Source organism: Fibrella aestuarina BUZ 2 (genome assembly GCF_000331105.1).
Classification (GTDB): Bacteria; Bacteroidota; Bacteroidia; order Cytophagales; family Spirosomataceae; genus Fibrella; species Fibrella aestuarina.
This window is the reverse complement of sequence record NC_020054.1, coordinates 1,226,783-1,243,871: the sequence shown is the minus strand read 5'-3', so window position 1 is coordinate 1,243,871 and position 17,089 is coordinate 1,226,783. Positions and strand designations below refer to the sequence as shown.

Sequence of the window (17,089 nt, the reverse complement as noted above, 5' to 3'; positions counted from 1 at the left end):
CGAAAAGTGTAGCCTGTACAGCATCAAGTAGCTAGGCCAAATGCTCTTCATGCAGGAAGTTTATCAGCTACGGTCATGATCTGCACGGTTTATGCCCGTAAGTTACTCAACACCAGCCCGCGCGCAAACGTTAATCTTAGAAGGGCACCACCACTTTCAGGCTCACGTTACGACCCATGTTGAACACGCCTACCCGGCCCGTCGCGTTGTTGACGTCGAGGTACTTAAGGCGGCTCTGGTGAGCTTGATAGATCACGTCGAACAGGTTGTTGGCTGATAGAAACACCGAAAACAGCGTCTGCTTCTGGTTTCCCGTGACGTCAGCGCCCGCCCCGACGTGCACGAGCGTGTAGCCGGGCGTGGCCGTTTCGGTGTTGTAGGCCGCCAGAAACCGGTCCTGCCGCTGCGTCACTTCTACGTCAAGGGTCGCATACAGGTTACGGAACCGCGATTTGATCCGGTCGCGCGTCAGGCGAAGCTGACTCACCCAGCGGGGAGCGGGCATAAAGGGTAGGTATTGCGCATTCTCCGCCACCGCCGACAGGTTTCGGCCAAATACCGCCGAATAGGTTTGCGTCAGCGAGAACCACCGGGCTGCCGCCGGGTTGAACGTCACGGTACCCTCCATCCCCTGCAAGCGGGCGTTACCCTGCGCATAGCGATACACAGGTACGTTCCCCTGAAACAATGAATCGATGCCCGCCGTCGTCTGCACCCGCTCCGAATACACGTAATTCTGAATGCTATTCTGAAACAGGCTAAAGTCGACATACCAGTTGGGGCTTTCGTAGGTAAAGCCTAAATCGCCCTGATAGGCCACCTCCGGTACGGCGTCGAGCTTGCCGATCTCATACCGGAACGTACCTGCGTGTACGCCATTTGACGACAGCTCGGGCACGGTTGGCGCCCGAAACCCGCGCGACACGTTGGCGCGGATGTTCAGCCGATCCGTGAGCGAGTAAACCGCCCCCAAACTCGCCGACACGTTGCTGTACGATTTATCGGCGCCCGCAAACCGCTGACTACCCGGCCCCTGCGAACGTACCTGGAAAGCCCCGTCGGCATCGGCATAGAGCGCCCCAATGCGCAGCGAGCGTCCATCGTAACGTACCCCGCCGCTGATTTTCAGCTTGTCGATGTTCTTCTTGAAAAACACAAACCCGCCCAGATCAAACAGATCGTAGTTTGGGTACAGCGCCTGGTAGCCCTGATTGTCCAGCGCCTGCTGCATGCCGTTGCTGCCGAGCGTGATCTCCCAGTTGTGGCGCGTCGGCAGGTTATACCGCAGGTCAACGTAATTCGTGAATAACCGCAGCCCCAACTGAGCCTGATTGGGCCGAACGATGTCGGCAAACTCGTCGCGGCTGTTGCGGGCATGGCTCAGGTTGAGGGTCAGCGCGCCGCCGTTGCGAAACTGAAAGAGGTTGTTGAGGGAGACTTTGCCGTTGATCAGATGCTGCGAATTGTAGGGCAAAAAGTCACGGCTGTTCAGCTCGCTATCCGTAACGGGACGGTCGGCCTGTGTACCGTCTACCCGCACAGACGTGGTGGTGAAGCGCCCCGTCAGCGAATCGCGCGTGCCGTTGATGATGTTAAATCGCTGATCGGTGCGCAGGAAATAGAGCCGCGAGTAACCCCACTTCTTGTTCAGGCCGATAAATCCACTGATATCAATCACGTCGGCGTAGTTCGAGGCGAACACCCGCCCGTCGGCCCGGTTGCGGTAATTGGCCGACGATTTGGTGGACACGACTCCCTGCCAGACGAAGCCATTCTGGTTGCCAGCCGCCTGCACCGAGGCACCCAGCAGGTTGTGGTTGGTTTGGTAGTTGGTGAGCAACCGCCCGCGCACTTTACCCTCTTCAACGGGCCGGGCCGAGAGCGCCGTGACCACACCACCCAGCCCATCCGAGCCGTACATCAGGCTACCCGCCCCCCGGATAATCTCGTACCGGTCGATGGCGTATTCGTCCAGTTGAATGCTGTGTTCTTCGCCCCATTGGTTGTCTTCCTGCCGGATGCCATCGTGCATGGTGATGACCCGGTTGAAACCCAGCCCCCGGATGATGGGCTTACTGAGACCCGCGCCCGTCGTCACCTGCGACATGCCCGGCAGTTTGGCCACCGCGTCGATCAGGTTGGTTGAGCTTTGCTGCAGCATCCGCAGTTGGGATAGCGCCGTAATAGGCACAGGGCTTTCGCGGATAATGGTTTTGGTAGCCGCGCCCGACACGATCACTTCTTCGAGCATCTGCGAGCTGTTTTCCATCACAAAATCCTTAGCCGTCTCGCCCTGTATGGTAACGGTCTGCACCAGGGTTTTGTGGGAAATGTAGCTTACCTGCACCGTAAACGTACCCGCGGGCAGGTTGGTAAGGCGATAGCTGCCGTTCACATCGGTGGTGGCACCCAAGCGCAGGTCAGGCAGGTAGATCGCGGCGCCGATTACGGCCTCGCCAACGCGTTCGCCGTGCGTGACTTTTCCAGTCAGGGTATTCTGGGCACTACATATAGAGACAGGCAGCCCAATAAAGGCTACCAGGAGGAGTAACAGTTTCATGCATTCGGGATGTCTTGGTTGATAGTCAATAGGCAAGGGCGCAGATCAACCCAATCATGCCGATGGGACCTGTACCACTGAGCCATACTAGAAGGAACTATACCAACGGGGGACCCCGATGCGAGAAGCAGGTAAAGGCAACGGAATGTGCCGACTCAGCCAGGGTCGTAGCCGGGGCCGGGAATAACGGCGAGATCGGAGCCTGGAAGACGAAAAAAGTCGGCTCCGTAAACGGATAACACGCGTCGGTCATCGCATCGAGCCAGACCAGTTGCTGCCGGGTATGGTCGTTGGGCTGAACAGGCCCGTTGGCCTTAGGCAGAAAGGGGTGAGCGTGAACGACAATCGTCCCGTCGGGTAAACGGTGTGCATGGCGGAAGACCACTGTGTTGGTCAGCATGAACAGCTGAACCAGCAACAGGAGCCGGGCCACCGTGGAACGATATAAACGTCGGTTGCGCATAGTTATCGGTCAAATATAGTGCAACCGGCCTTGACGCAAGTCCATTTTAATAGTTTACGAAAAACCTGATGTTTTTACATAAATGTTTTTACTTATACCTTAATGCTAGTAAAACTTTTTTTGTTTGTGGGGTAGTTAACAAGAAAGAAAATAGCATAATTTGATTGTTCGAGGCTTGCATTTGCACTATGCCAAGATTAACTTTGACGTAATAAATTAGTTATACCGTAACACAATTGGCACGGCATTTGAAAAGAAGTTTAATGAACTCTTTTTCAGTGCCAAACCCTCAAAAGCCTACAGAGATGAAAACGATCCGGTTGTACATGATGCTGCAGTGGATTCTCTTCCTGCCCATCATTTTGCCTTTGTGCATGGTGTTCGGTGCGTTGCGCGGTGCGGTATTGATGGCCGAGCGTGTTATCGAGCAAATGAGTATCGACGTTAGCTATAAATCGGCAGATTCTTCGGTGCATTCCGAAGCCTGATCGAACGCAGCCTAGATGCAAACGGGGCGAGGGCGTAACCGATTGGTTTATGCCCCCGCCCCGTCGCGTTAAAAAATAAAATCTAAATTCTTGTCCTTGAATTCCTCGTTATCCAGTTCAAGGAATTCCTCCCAGAACCCGTCGTCGGGGAGGCCCGCCCGCAGAATCAACGGCTCTTTTTTCACGGGGTGAATAAAATACAGACGGCGAGCGTGCAGGTAAATTTTCTTTTCGGGTACGGGGCGGTCATAGCCATACTTGACGTCGCCCCGAATCGGGCACCCCATAGCTGCCAACTGCGCCCGAATCTGATGCGGTCGCCCCGTCAGCGGCTCCACTTCCAGCAGGTAATGCTCGTTGATCTTGCCCAGCAGACGGTAGCTCAGTTCGGCCCGTTGCGAGCCCGGCACTTCGTAATCGTAGGTGGTTACCTGGTTTTTGGCCTCGTCTTTCACCAGGTAATGGACCAGTTTCCCTTTCTTTTCGGCCGGATGTTGCCGCACAACGGCCCAATAGGTTTTCTGAACCTGCCGTTTCCGGAAAATCTCGGCCATCCGCTCGGTGGCTTTTGAGGTACGTCCAAACACTACCAACCCGCTGACAGGCCGGTCTAACCGGTGAATGGGGTTCAGAAATACGTCGCCGGGCTTGTTATACTTCTCCTTGACGTATTCTTTCAGGAGTTCCGTCAGTGACGGGTCGCCGGTGCGGTCGCTTTGGACAAGTACCCCCGGCTCTTTATTCACGATCAACAGGTGGTTGTCTTCATAAACCACCGAGTAAGGCAAACGCTTCTTCATAAAACACACCTGCAAGGTTTCGGAAACCTTACAGGTTTAAAGTCAACTTAGTACGCTTCCGATTCGTTCGGGAAGTCGTTGGTTTTCACGTCATCTACGTAGTGGCTGATGGCTTCCAGCATGGCGGTGTGCAGATCGGCGTAACGGCGCAGAAAGCGGGGTTTAAACTCTTTGTTTATTCCCAGCATATCGTGGATAACCAGAATTTGCCCGTCGGCGTCGGGTCCGGCACCAATCCCGATGGTGGGAATGGCCAACTCCTGCGACACCTGTTTGGTGAGCGCCGCCGGGATTTTTTCGAGCACCAGCCCAAAGCAGCCAATGTCTTCGAGCATGTGGGCGTCGTCGATTAGTTTCTTGGCTTCATCCTGCTCCTTGGCCCGCACGGCGTAGGTGCCAAATTTGTAGATCGATTGGGGCGTAAGGCCCAGGTGGCCCATCACAGGCACCCCGGCGCTCAGAATGCGCGTAATCGACTCCCGGATCTCCTGCCCGCCTTCCATTTTCACGGCATGGGCGCCCGACTCTTTCATGATCCGGATGGCCGACCGCAGGGCTTCGGATGAATTGCCCTGATACGAACCAAACGGCAGGTCGACGACCACCAACGCCCGTTTTACCGCCCGAACCACCGAGGTGGCGTGGTAGATCATCTGATCGAGCGTGATGGGCAGCGTGGTTTCGTGCCCCGCCATGACATTGGACGCCGAATCGCCCACCAGGATCAGCTCAACGCCAGCGGCATCGACCACGCGCGCCATTGAAAAATCGTAGGCAGTTAGCGCTGAAATTTTTTCACCCCGGCTTTTCAGCTCCTGGAGTGTGTGCGTGGTAACGCGCTTAATGTCGGGGTTATGTACAGACATGTGGGAATGACTTTTCGCAAAGATAGAGTGGGGAAGAACGCAATGGCCCAGAAACCATTCCCACCCGCTGGTCGTTGAGTGCCGTAGGGCCCTGCTGCGCCGTTGTGGCCAACGGCCCTTTGTTTGTTTCTATATGGTTACCCTTGGTCGGTACTTTATCTTTCTCGGTACGTTGTTTCGCAACCGCGAACGTCTGTCCGTCTACATGCGCCTGATTCTCGACGAATGCGTCAGCATCGGCGTCAATTCGATCTTCATCGTCTCGATCGTCGCTTCCTTTATCGGCGCCGTTACCTGCGTTCAGACGGCCTATAACCTGGATAACCCGTTTGTGCCGCGCAACATCATTGCCTTCATTGTGCGCGACAGTACGATCCTCGAATTTGCCCCCACCATCAGCGCCATCGTACTGGCCGGTAAGGTAGGGTCAAACATTGCGGGGCAATTGGGCACAATGCGCGTGACGGAGCAGATCGACGCGCTTGAGGTGATGGGTATCAATTCGAGCTCGTATCTGGTGTTGCCCAAGGTAATCGGTGCCATGTTCATGTTTCCGTTACTCACCATTATGGCCGCGTTTCTGGGCATAGTGGGTGGCTACATCGCCGGTATGCTCACGAATGTGATTTCAAACGAAGATTTTCTGGCGGGCCTTCGTCTCGATTACAATCCGTTCGGCATAAAATTCGCCTTGATCAAGACGGAAGTCTTTGCGTTTCTGATCGCTACGATTTCAGCCTATCAGGGCTTCAACGTGAGCGGTGGCGCCCTTGAAGTCGGTAATGCATCGACCAACGCCGTAACGGCGAGTTGTATATCGATCATCATCGCCGACTTCGTGCTTACGCAATTGCTACTGGCCTAGCCTATCCCCGCTCTAAAGAGACGGTCTTTGACTCATGATCGAGATTAAGAATATTCAGAAAACGTTTGGCGACCGGCAAGTGCTGGCGGGCATCAGTGGGCAGTTTCAGCAGGGCGAGACCAGTCTGGTGATTGGCGGATCAGGTACGGGTAAAAGCGTATTGCTGAAATGTATGATTGGCCTGGTGAAGCCCGACGAAGGGGAAGTCCTTTACGATGGCCGTAACTTTCTGACGAGCCACGAAGATGATATCAAGGCCATCCGCCGCGAGATGGGCGTTCTCTTCCAAGGCTCGGCGCTGTTCGATTCGAAAAACGTGCTTGATAACGTCCGCTTTCCGCTCGATATGCTCACCGAAATGAAGGAAGACGAGAAGCTCGACCGCGCTCACGCCGCCCTGCAACGGGTTGGGCTGGAAAACGCCGAGCAGCGGATGCCGTCGGAGATTTCGGGTGGGATGAAAAAGCGGGTTGGTATTGCCCGGGCCATCGTGATGAACCCCAAATACCTGTTTTGCGACGAACCCAACTCAGGCCTCGACCCGCTTACGTCGATCAAGATTGACCAACTCATCAAGGAGATCACCGACGAATACAAGATCACGACCGTCGTGATTACGCACGACATGAACTCGATGATGGAGATCGGCGAGAAAATCATGTTTCTTTACCAGGGCAAAAAACTGTGGGAAGGTAACAGCGAAACCCTCCCCCACTCCGACGTAAAAGAGCTGAACGAATTCATCTACGCCAACAAGCTGTTGCGCGAGATGGAAGGGAAATAGGGTTAAGTTTACTAAGAAAGGGTCAACGCAACTGGTGCCGATTGGCATCTACCAGTTACGTTGACCCTTTCTTAGTAAACCTACTTCGACGCTACCCCTTCCTTACGGGTTTTAGCTCGTTCGAGCACGTGTTGCCCAACTTTCATACCCATGGCAGCCCCGTTATCCAGCGCTGACCGATAGTGGATACCGCCGTACAGGCGACTAACTGACGCTTCATTGGCCGCATCGTTGAAAGATTTGAACGCACGTACCCCGTGGCCGTATTTGTATTCCGTTGAATCGGTGAAGGCAATGCTGTCGCCCATCAACTGGGTCAATACGGTAGCCGCGGCCGCAGAAATGGTACTGTGTCCGCTCGGATACTCCGGGAAGGGCGGGGTTTGCAGGAAGGGCGCCCACTTCGGATCAATCGATTTATTAATGACTGTTTCGGGCCGAACGGTCTTGCTGCGGTACTTTTCATCCCAGCAGGCAATGAAGCCATCGGCCAGCGCAAAAGAGGTCAGCACATAGGCCTCGGCCATCCGCATCAGATCCAGCTTCTGCTGCCGCCCCACTGTTTGGGCAATTCCCAGCCAGTGGCCGCCCGGTGTCATTTTCTTAGACGCATACATCACGTGCCCGGCTACGTTCATCACAAAGGCGTTGTCATCCCAGAAATAGGCAATGTCGTTTTGCTCTTTGGTTAGCTTTTTGCCAGTTTCATACACCTCCATAACCTCTTTTTCATAGGGGCTACCTTTAGCCATGCTGTAGGTATAGGGGCGGGGTGGCATAAACTGGTTACAGGTATCCATTGTCCAGCAGCGGATGTTATTCCACTTGGGCTCGGCAGCATCCATGTAGGCCGGCGGGGTGGGCACCCAGGTGCCATCTTCATTGGTGACGGTGTGTTTGAAGCCCCGCGTCTGTTTGTAATGATCTTTCGCGGCAAATTCGAGCACATTTTTGGCCACAGCTTCGCCGTAGGCCATCGACCGTTCACGAACCTCCTCGGGGACGCCATCGGTTTCGAACTGCTTGTAGAACTCTGGCTCGAATTCGTCGTAGAAGTTGGCCGAGAATGTCAGCGCCCGGGCTACCGTCAGAAATGCCTTGGCACCAGCGATCGGGTAGCAATATTCCTGACCGGCTTCGGGCTTGGCGGCATTGCTAAAGCCTTTCATCTTACCACTCAACGACTCGTAATTAGCGTTGAAGGGCGCCATGGCTTCGTAGCCAGCCAGCGTAGCATACCCATAAATACGGCTGGCAACCGGCGGCGAGAAAATGTCGTGGATGACCACCTGTGTCAGCTTATCCAGGCAGGCATTGTATCGCTCGGGATTGCTGGCTTTGGGCATGTATTCGGCCGGTGACGCCGATTTCCGGCAACCAGCCAACACCAACAGGCACAAGGCAAACAACCCGCCAAGGAGCCGTGATTTCTTCATCTCTGTAATTGGTTAAACAAGAGTAACGCACCGGCGAACCGATCTTACAAAATTAACAAAATAAAGAGGGATCGTGAAAGTCTGACTACAGCAAAAGCGGCCATTACCAGACTGGTAATGGCCGCTTCCGTGTAAAAATCTAAACCTATAAGGTCTTGGAGACCTTATAGGTTTGATAGGTTTGGCAACTTAATTCCCCTGACTGGTGGTTTCCCCTTTCCAGACGTTGTTGCGGGGGTTATAGTCAGGCAGTTTCTTGTCGGGGTCAATGGTAACCCGGCTGATGGGCGTCGTTGTGTTGGCCCGGAAGCTCCACGTACCGCCGCGTTGCCATACTTCGACGGGCAGGTTTACCCGGCTCTTCTTCCCGTTGCTCTCCTGGATCTCGATGACCGCCGGCATCGCCAGCTTGTCCAGATTCTCGATCGTGATCACACTGCCTTTCTCCGGCGATTCGGGGTACTGTACGTTCTTCACAGCCTGATCGAGTTTCCAGGTCTCGAAGAACCAACCCCGCCAGAACCAGCCCAGGTCTTCACCCGCGCCATTTTCCATGCTCCGGAAGAAGTCGTGCGGTGTAGGGTGTTTAAACGCCCACCGGTTTACGTATTGCCGGAACGCGTAGTCGAACCGCTCGGGGCCGAGGATACTTTCGCGCAGAATGCGCAACCCCATGCCGGGTTTGTAATACGCCAGAATACCCAGCGCCTGCGCCGGTTGCACGTCTGGGATCGTCAGGATGGGTTCTTTAGGCTGATAAAGGGCCGGGGCCACATCGTGCATGGTGCCGCGCTCCCGGTTGTACTCGCCTTTGTTGAAGGCGGCCAGCGACAGGAAGTTGATGAAGGTGTTGAAACCTTCGTCCATCCAGGCGTATTTCCGCTCGTTGTTACCCACGATCATCGGGAACCAGTTATGCCCAAATTCGTGGTCGGTTACGCCGAAAAGCCCGTCGTTTTTGTCGCGGTGATCGCAGAAAACGATGCCGGGATACTCCATACCACCCACGATACCAGCTACGTTGGTAGCCACCGGGTACGTGTATTCGTAGACGTACCCAGAATAAAACTCAATGCTGTGCTTGACGTATTCTGTCGAGCGGTTCCACGAATCGTTGGTCGCGCTTTCGGCCGGGTAGACCGACTGGGCCAGTGCTGTTTTACCACTGGGCAGGTTGATTTTGGCGGCATCCCACACAAACGCCTTCGACGAAGCCCAGGCGGCATCGCGGGTGTTGTTGATCCGGAACCGCCACGTCAGCCGCCCCGATTGTTTGGGCCGCGTGTTGGCGTTATTTACCTCGTCTTTGCTACGGATAATGACTGTTTTGTCGCTTTGCCGCGCCTGCGCCAGCCGCTTGATCTGCTCGGCCGTCAGCACTTCCGTCGGGTTCAGCAACTCGCCCGACCCCACGACGATGTGGTTCCAGGGTACGTTGACGGCGTACTCGATGTCGCCATAGTCGAGGTAAAACTCACCCGCACCGAGGTACGGCAGCGTGTTCCAGCCCTGAATGTCGTCGTATACGCACATACGCGGATACCACTGCGCCAGCTCATAGATGATCCCGTCGCGGCGCTTCACCTGCCCCATCCGGTCTGAGCCATATTCGGGCACTTTGAACGAGTACGTGATTTTTACTTTCACCACATCGCCACCGGGCTTCATGGCCTCGCCCAGTTTCACCTGCATCCGGCTATCCGTCAGCACGTAGTTGGCGGGTGCAAACTTTTTCGCGCCCTGTTCCACCTGCACGGCCGTGATGCCAAAGCCACCGCTGAAGTCTTTGTTCCCGAAGCGCCCCCCCTGAATGGGCGTTGTTTTGGCTGCCCGCGACGTATCGCTGAACGCGTTCTGATCGAGTTGCAACCAGAGGTAATTGAGCGATTCGGGTGAGTTGTTTTTATAGGTGATCTCCACCTCGCCCGTCACCACGTTCTGCACGTCGTCGAGGCTAACGTTGATTTTGTAATCGGAGCGGTTCTGCCAATAGCGTGGCCCCGGCGCACCGCTGCCCGTCCGGTAATCGTTGCCCGGCTGCATGTTGAACAGCGGGTGAAAAAGGGCTTTCTGGTCGTAGCCCGCGGTGCTACTAGTTGACGAAGATGTCTGTGCCAAACCCTGCCAGCTTACGAGGCAGGCGGCAGCGACAAGTAGTTTTTTCATTGAAAACAGCGTTGCGGCAGCGTCACCAACGAGGGTAACGTACCTATTTACTTGTAAAAATAACAGGATACGCCGAACTATGAGGCGAGTATCGGATAGACGGTTCTGGGTACGTTGCCGCCCACTTCTTACCGCAGGGCCTCATACAGCACCTCCGCCGGATGAAGGGCTGTGCGGTGCGCCCCATCGTGAATCTGATGGCGACACGACGTACCGGCGGCGGCGATGATTACGTCGGCCGGTTGCTCGCGTACCGTCGGCAACAGCACCAACTCACCCACCTGCATCGACACCTCATAGTGCTCTTTTTCGTAGCCAAATGAGCCCGCCATTCCGCAACAGCCCGACGGGATCAGCTCCACGGTGTAGTTTTTTGGTAAGGCCAGAATCCGCTTGCTGTGGGCCATGTTCGACACCGCTTTTTGCTGGCAGTGGCCGTGCACTTTCACCAGCCGCTTCGCCTCCGTGAATACCTGCGGATCGATGCGTTTGTTATCCAGCTCGCGGGCGATGAACTCCTCGAACGTCAACGCATTTTTGGCGATCTGCCGGGCATCCTCAGCCAGCGACACATCGACCAGATCGGGGTATTCGTCGCGGAAGGTCAGGATGGCCGAGGGCTCCAAGCCAACGAGTGGGCTGTCGTCGGTGACCAGTCCGCGCAGGGCCAGAATATTCCGTTCGGCCAGCTTTTTCGCGTATTTCAGCATCCCCTTCGAGAGGGCTGCCCGCCCACTTTCGCCATGCTCGGGCAGGATCACCTCATATCCCAGCTTACCGAGCAACCGAACGGCTTTCTGGCCTACCGATACGTCGTTGAAGTTGGTGAACTCGTCGGCAAACAGATACACTTTCTTGCCGCCTACGGGTTTGTTTTCGGGCGCCGTTGGCCAAGTACGTTTAAGCCAGGCCGAGAGCGTTGTGCTGTGTAGCAACGGCATGGTACGGTCGGGGTGGAAACCAACGAGCCGGTTGGCGATCCGGCGTAGCGCCGACGTACCCAGCACAGCATTCCAGGCCCAGGGCACGTAACTGGCCAGCCCCGACAACCGCGCAAAATTGGCAACCAGCTGCGACCGGATCGGCACGCCGTTGGCATCGTAATAATGTTGCAGGAACTCCGCCTTCAGTTTCGCCACGTCCACATTAGAGGGGCATTCTGACTTACAGGCCTTGCACGACAGGCAGAGGTCATACACCTTCTTGATCTCGTCGTGGTCGAAGCGGTTTTCCTTGGGCGAACGCGTCAGCATCTCGCGCAGGATATTGGCCCGTGCCCGCGTCGTATCTTTTTCGTTGCGGGTCGCCATGTAGCTCGGGCACATCGTTCCGCCCGATAGCTCTGTTTTGCGGCAATCACCCGAGCCATTGCACTGCTCGGCATGTTGCAACACAGTTTGGTCGTGATACCGGAAGTACGTCTGAAAATCGGGCGTCTGCTGGTTGGCCTCGTAACGTAGGTACGTATCCATCGGCGGCGTGTCGACGATCTTGCCGGGGTTGAAGATGCCCTTGGGGTCCCAAAGCTGCTTCACCTGCCGCATGAGTTCGTAGTTGTGCGCCCCCACCATCTGCGGAATAAATTCGCCCCGCAGCCGCCCGTCGCCGTGCTCACCCGACAGCGAGCCGTTGTATTTCTTCACCAGCGTGGCGATCTCCTCGGCAATCAGCCGGAATTGGCGATGGCCCTCGGCTGTTTTCAGGTTGATGATTGGCCGCAGGTGCAACTCGCCCGAACCGGCGTGGGCATAGTGCACCGACGCCATGTTGTGGGTTTTCAAAATCTCGTTGAACTCGCGGATGTAGTCGGGCAGGTCGTTGACGTCGACAGCCGTATCTTCAATAACCGCCACCGCCTTTTCGTCGCCGGGTAAATTGCCCAACAGGCCCAGACCGGCTTTCCGTAAGATCCAGATCTTTTTGGTATCGTCGCCGAACAGTAGCGGGTAATGGTAGCCCAGCCCCGCCGCCCGCATCTCGGCTTCCATCTGCACGGCGGCTTCTTCCACCTCCGCCCGCGTGGCCCGCGACAGGTCGACAACCAGGATAATTGGGAAGCCTCCCGTGGGCGTTTTTTGCACGAAGAAGCTATTCTTACGCTGCTCGGCGTTGGAATCGGCCCGCTCCAGAATGATGTCGTCAATCAGTTCAACGGCCTGCGGCTTATACTTCAACGCCACCAGCGTCGCGCGCAACGACTCGTCGATGGTGTGGCAATGCACGCACACCAGGCCCCCTTCTTTGGGCGGCAGCGGCACCAGATTCAGCGTGATTTCGGTTAGAAAGCACAGTGTCCCTTCCGAACCGGCAATGAGCTTGCAAAAGTTAAACGGCTCACCACCCGGCGTAAACGGCTCGCAGTTAAGGAGTTCGTCAAGCGCGTAACCGGTATTGCGGCGCTCAATCGTGGGTTTCGGGAACTGCGCCCGTATCTCGGCCTGGTTCGTCGGATTGGCCAGTATAGCATTGGTTTTTAGCAGAATTTGATCGGCCAGCGTGGGCTGGTCGGCGGGGGTTTGCCCGACCTTACGGCTCGCTTCGGCCACGGCTTTGGTGTAGTCCCAACCCGATAGGCTACTGAACGCCACTTCCGATCCGTCAGCCAGCAGCGCCTTCACGGCCAATGTATGCTCACGGGTAGCCCGGTACACCACTGAGTTGGAGCCGCATGAATTGTTACCCACCATACCACCAATCATGGCCCGGTTGGCGGTGCTGGTTTCGGGCCCGAAATAAAGGCCGTAGGGCTTCAGAAACAGATTCAGTTCATCCCGGACAACACCTGGCTGTACACGTACCCAGCGCTCGTCGGGATTGATTTCCAGAATCTTCGTGAAGTGTTTCGACACATCTACCACAATACCCGCGCCCACAACCTGACCCGCCAACGACGTACCGGCGGTACGCGGAATAAGGGGTATTCCCTGCTGTTGTGCCAGCCGAATTAAAACCTTCAGGTCGTCAACCGTACGGGGAATGGCCACGGCGCGGGGCATCTCGCGATAGGCCGATGCATCGGTGGCGTAAAGGGTCCGTAGCGTATCGTCAGTGAAAAAGTCGCCGGTATAGTCGGCGGGCAAGACTATTGATTCGTCGTGAGCAATCATTCGTAACGGTCAATGAACAGAAACCCTGGCGGGCATCCGTGGGACTATTTCTGGTGGATAAAGGTACGATAAAAGCACACTAGAGACCCGCACATATCTTACCCCATAGAAGCCGACATACAGCGGTAGCCTCGACAATAGAGCCAAAAAGTTTTACTGATAATTAGCTCATTACCTATATAGAAAAAATACTCAATTAATGTAAATCATTAAGTACATGTGTCAATATTTACAATTAGTACAGTACATTACATGCGTATTAATACGACTAATTTTAATTATCTTTCTATTGTATCTTACTAACTATTTATTGTAATTCGCCACTCATTTCAGGGCTTACGGCAATAATTTCTCCTAGAAATGCAGTGTAGAGCGATTCTGCGCATAGCAACCACAACCAGAATACTACTTGCTTTTTACTTAGAAATAAGGCTTAACCCTGATCGTGATAAATGTTTACCAAAATCTATTGCTAACCATTTTTAAACCTATGATGCACAATTCCTACTTAGTAGGTAGCGCCGTAACCACCCGGCGTATGCAGCCTGCCCTGGTCTTTCTGAAAGCAGGCGCTCTGGCAATGCTCATACTATTGCTGACATTGAGCAGCCAGTTGACGTTTGCCCAAGACAACAGCATATCGGGTAAAGTGAAGGATGCAGGTGGGCGGGGCCTGCCGGGCGTAAGTATCAGTGTGAAAGGCACAACACGGGGTACCAACTCCGATGCCGACGGGAATTACAAGATTAATGCAGCGAATAACGCCGTACTCGTATACAGCTTTGTAGGGTTTGAAAATCAGGAAATTACCGTTGGCAACCGGTCAACGATCGACGTAACTCTGCAGGAAGACAACAAAACGCTGAATGAGGTTGTCGTTATCGGTTATGGTACCGTTAAGAAGAAGGACCTGACCGGCGCTGTCAACGCCATCGGTACCAAAGACTTCAACAAGGGGGTAATCATCTCGCCTGAGCAGCTCATGCAGGGCCGTGTGCCGGGTGTGGCGATCACGCAGGGCAACGGCGAGCCGGGCGGCCCGATCAACATCCGTATCCGGGGTACATCGTCGGTTCGGAATGGTAACAACCCACTTTTCGTTGTTGATGGCGTTCCCCTCAGCGGCGACGAAACCTCGTCGGGTGGTGATAACTCAGGGATCGGCAGCTCATCAGCCCGTAACCCCCTCAACTTCTTGAACCCCAACGACATCGAGTCGATGGACATTCTGAAAGATGCGTCGGCTACGGCCATCTACGGGGCACGGGGCGCCAATGGTGTCGTATTGATTACGACCAAAAAAGGCAAAGGTGGCAAAGGAACGCTTGAATATTCGCCCTCAATTGGTATCAGCAACATTACAAAGCGGTACGACCTGTTAAGCCCGGACGAATATGCCAAGCTGCAGCCCTCTAACGACCGTGGCTCCCGCACCGACTGGCAGGACATTCTGTTCCGCACCGGCGTAACCAACCAGCAAAACCTGGCCTACGGAGCCGGCGATAATACGGGCAACTACCGGTTCTCGCTGGGGTATCTCGATCAGCAGGGTATCATGCAGAAGAGCTCGCTAAACCGGATTAGCATTGGCCTGAATGGGAACAAAAAGTTCATCAATAACCGGCTGAACATTGGTGTGCAGGCTACGGTATCGCAAACTAAGGATGGCAACATCCCCGTTACCGACAATGCCGGTTACCAGGGTGACCTCTTGGCCGGTATCCTGAAGTCGAACCCGACGCTGCCTGTCTATAACGCCGATGGTTCACTCTACCAGTCGACCAACGTAGCTGAACCCAACCCGCAAGCCCTGCTGAGCCTGTCGAAAGACAACACCAAGACGCTCCGGGCCGTTGGTAACATCAACCTTGAATTCGAAATCCTGGACGGTCTGAAATTCAAAACGGTATACGGTTTTGACAAGTCGATGTCGTCGCGGAAGTCGGCCTTCTCGCGTGACCTGGGGTATCAGGACATCCAGAATCAGGGACGCCTGTACCTGACGGATATTCAGATTGACAACAACCTGTGGGAGAACTACTTCACGTACAACAAGCAGTTGGGCAAGGTTGATCTCAGCGCCCTGTTGGGGTACTCTTACCAGAGCTTCGATTACTTCTACCAGAAAGCATCGGCAACTAACTTCCTGACGAGTGACCTGGATCTGATGATTCAGAACGCAGCTTCGGCCTCGACGGTCTACAATTCAGATCCGAACAAGAACCTGATTGGTAGCGTCATTGCCAACACGAACTACACGAAGGATGAACTGCAATCTTACTTCGGCCGGGTAAACCTGGGTCTTGGCGATTTGATCGTGACGGGTACGTTGCGCGCTGACGGTTCAACCCGTTTCGGACCGAACTATAAGTATGGTTACTTCCCATCGGCGGCTGTAGCTTACAAGCTGATCAACAAGGATTTCATCCCGAAAAACGTATTCGCCGACCTCAAAGTGCGCTTTGGTTACGGGGTAACAGGTAACCAGTCGATCCCCCACAACCTGTACGTACAACGGCAGCGTTATGGTGAGTACACGATTCAGACCGGCGGTCGCAACGTATCGGGAGGCGGGCTTAACTCAGAGGCCTTCCCGAACCCCGACTTGAAGTGGGAGTCCGCTACGCAAATCAACGGTGGTATTGACTTTGCCTTCACGGGCAACCGCCTGACGGGTAGCCTTGATGTGTACCAGAAAAACACGCAGAATCTGCTCATTCAGGTAGCCTCTGCGCAGCCTGCACTGACCCCATTCGTCTGGAAAAACATTGATGGCAATGTAATCAACAGTGGTGTTGAACTCGCTCTGAACTACGTAGCTGTTGACAAGACAAACTTCGGTTGGGATATCAGCGTGAACGGTGCTTACAACCACAACATCCTCAAAAACTACGGTGGCATCATCAACACGGGTGCCATCAGTGGCCAGGGGCTGACGGGTGCATATGCTGAACGTATCGCCAACAACCAGCCGCTTTTCGCGTATTTCCTGCGTGAGTTTGGTGGCTACGACGAAGCCGGCAACTCGGTTTACATCGGTGGTGACGTACAGAAGTTCATTGGCAAATCGCCCATTCCGAAGTTCACGGGTGGCCTGACCAGCAACTTCCGGTATGGCAACTGGACGGCCAGCCTGTTCTTCAACGCTGTTGCCGGTAACTACGTCTATAACAACACGGCCAATGCCTACTTCACCAAAGGCTCTTACAACAACGGTCGTAACGTAACCCGTAACGTACCTAGCCTGGCAGAAGGCGCTTTCAACGCACCTGACGTGTCGACCCGTTTTCTGGAGAATGGCTCATTTGTCCGGCTGCAGAACGTCAACATTGGGTACCGTATCAACCCGAAAAACTCGTCAACATTGTCAAATGTACGTCTCTTCCTCACGGGCCAGAACCTGTTTGTCTTGACGAGCTATACGGGTCAGGATCCCGAAGTAAACACGAACAAGTCGCTGAACGGTGTACCCTCGCTGGGTATCGACTACACGGCTTACCCCCGTGCCCGCACGTTCACGCTAGGCGCTACATTCACTTTCTAAATCGTAAGCA

At 54.8% G+C, this 17,089-nt stretch carries 11 protein-coding genes; 4 read left to right on the top strand and 7 right to left on the bottom strand.

What is annotated here, in order from left to right; translation table 11 throughout:
- Positions 1-136: 136 nt before the first annotated feature.
- Positions 137-2,560 (bottom strand): TonB-dependent receptor, encoded by a 2,424-nt coding sequence (locus FAES_RS04950; protein ID WP_015330103.1) that lies wholly within the window; start codon positions 2,558-2,560, stop codon positions 137-139.
- 97 nt (positions 2,561-2,657) lie between these two features.
- Positions 2,658-3,023 (bottom strand): DUF8478 family putative metalloprotein, encoded by a 366-nt coding sequence (locus FAES_RS04945; protein ID WP_015330102.1) that lies wholly within the window; start codon positions 3,021-3,023, stop codon positions 2,658-2,660.
- 305 nt (positions 3,024-3,328) lie between these two features.
- Here FAES_RS04945 and FAES_RS04940 point away from each other — a divergent pair, with 305 nt between their 5' ends.
- A complete protein-coding gene (locus tag FAES_RS04940) occupies positions 3,329-3,511 on the top strand; it encodes a hypothetical protein (RefSeq protein ID WP_041257561.1) in 183 nt (60 codons plus the stop codon).
- Positions 3,512-3,579: 68 nt separating this feature from the next.
- On the opposite strand, the gene FAES_RS04935 is transcribed toward FAES_RS04940, so the two are convergent.
- Both FAES_RS04935 and panB read right to left on the bottom strand, forming a co-directional pair.
- Entirely contained in the window at positions 3,580-4,311 is a 732-nt protein-coding gene (locus FAES_RS04935; protein WP_015330101.1) for an RluA family pseudouridine synthase, read from the bottom strand.
- 47 nt (positions 4,312-4,358) lie between these two features.
- Positions 4,359-5,177, bottom strand: coding sequence for a 3-methyl-2-oxobutanoate hydroxymethyltransferase (gene panB / locus FAES_RS04930; protein WP_015330100.1), 819 nt, complete (start codon positions 5,175-5,177; stop codon positions 4,359-4,361).
- Between the two features lie 133 nt (positions 5,178-5,310).
- Here panB and FAES_RS04925 point away from each other — a divergent pair, with 133 nt between their 5' ends.
- Together FAES_RS04925 and FAES_RS04920 are read left to right on the top strand one after the other, a co-directional pair.
- A complete protein-coding gene (locus FAES_RS04925) occupies positions 5,311-6,042 on the top strand; it encodes an MlaE family ABC transporter permease (RefSeq protein ID WP_015330099.1) in 732 nt (243 codons plus the stop codon).
- Between the two features lie 34 nt (positions 6,043-6,076).
- Entirely contained in the window at positions 6,077-6,826 is a 750-nt protein-coding gene (locus FAES_RS04920) for an ABC transporter ATP-binding protein (RefSeq protein WP_015330098.1), read from the top strand.
- A gap of 80 nt (positions 6,827-6,906) precedes the next feature.
- Here FAES_RS04920 and FAES_RS04915 read toward each other — a convergent pair whose 3' ends face one another.
- The 3 genes from FAES_RS04915 to FAES_RS04905 all read right to left on the bottom strand — a co-directional run bounded on the left by FAES_RS04915 (position 6,907) and on the right by FAES_RS04905 (position 13,535).
- The gene (locus FAES_RS04915; RefSeq protein ID WP_015330097.1) at positions 6,907-8,262 is read right to left on the bottom strand and encodes a vanadium-dependent haloperoxidase; all 1,356 of its coding nucleotides are present in this window, start codon (positions 8,260-8,262) and stop codon (positions 6,907-6,909) included.
- A 189-nt stretch (positions 8,263-8,451) separates the two neighbouring features.
- The gene (locus FAES_RS04910) at positions 8,452-10,428 is read right to left on the bottom strand and encodes a M1 family metallopeptidase (RefSeq protein ID WP_015330096.1); all 1,977 of its coding nucleotides are present in this window, start codon (positions 10,426-10,428) and stop codon (positions 8,452-8,454) included.
- A 128-nt stretch (positions 10,429-10,556) separates the two neighbouring features.
- Positions 10,557-13,535, bottom strand: a complete 2,979-nt coding sequence (locus tag FAES_RS04905) for an FAD-binding and (Fe-S)-binding domain-containing protein (RefSeq protein WP_015330095.1) — start codon at positions 13,533-13,535, stop codon at positions 10,557-10,559.
- Positions 13,536-14,073: 538 nt separating this feature from the next.
- Between FAES_RS04905 and FAES_RS04900 the strand changes: the two genes are divergently transcribed.
- A complete protein-coding gene (locus FAES_RS04900; RefSeq protein ID WP_229364426.1) occupies positions 14,074-17,079 on the top strand; it encodes a SusC/RagA family TonB-linked outer membrane protein in 3,006 nt (1,001 codons plus the stop codon).
- Positions 17,080-17,089 lie beyond the last annotated feature (10 nt).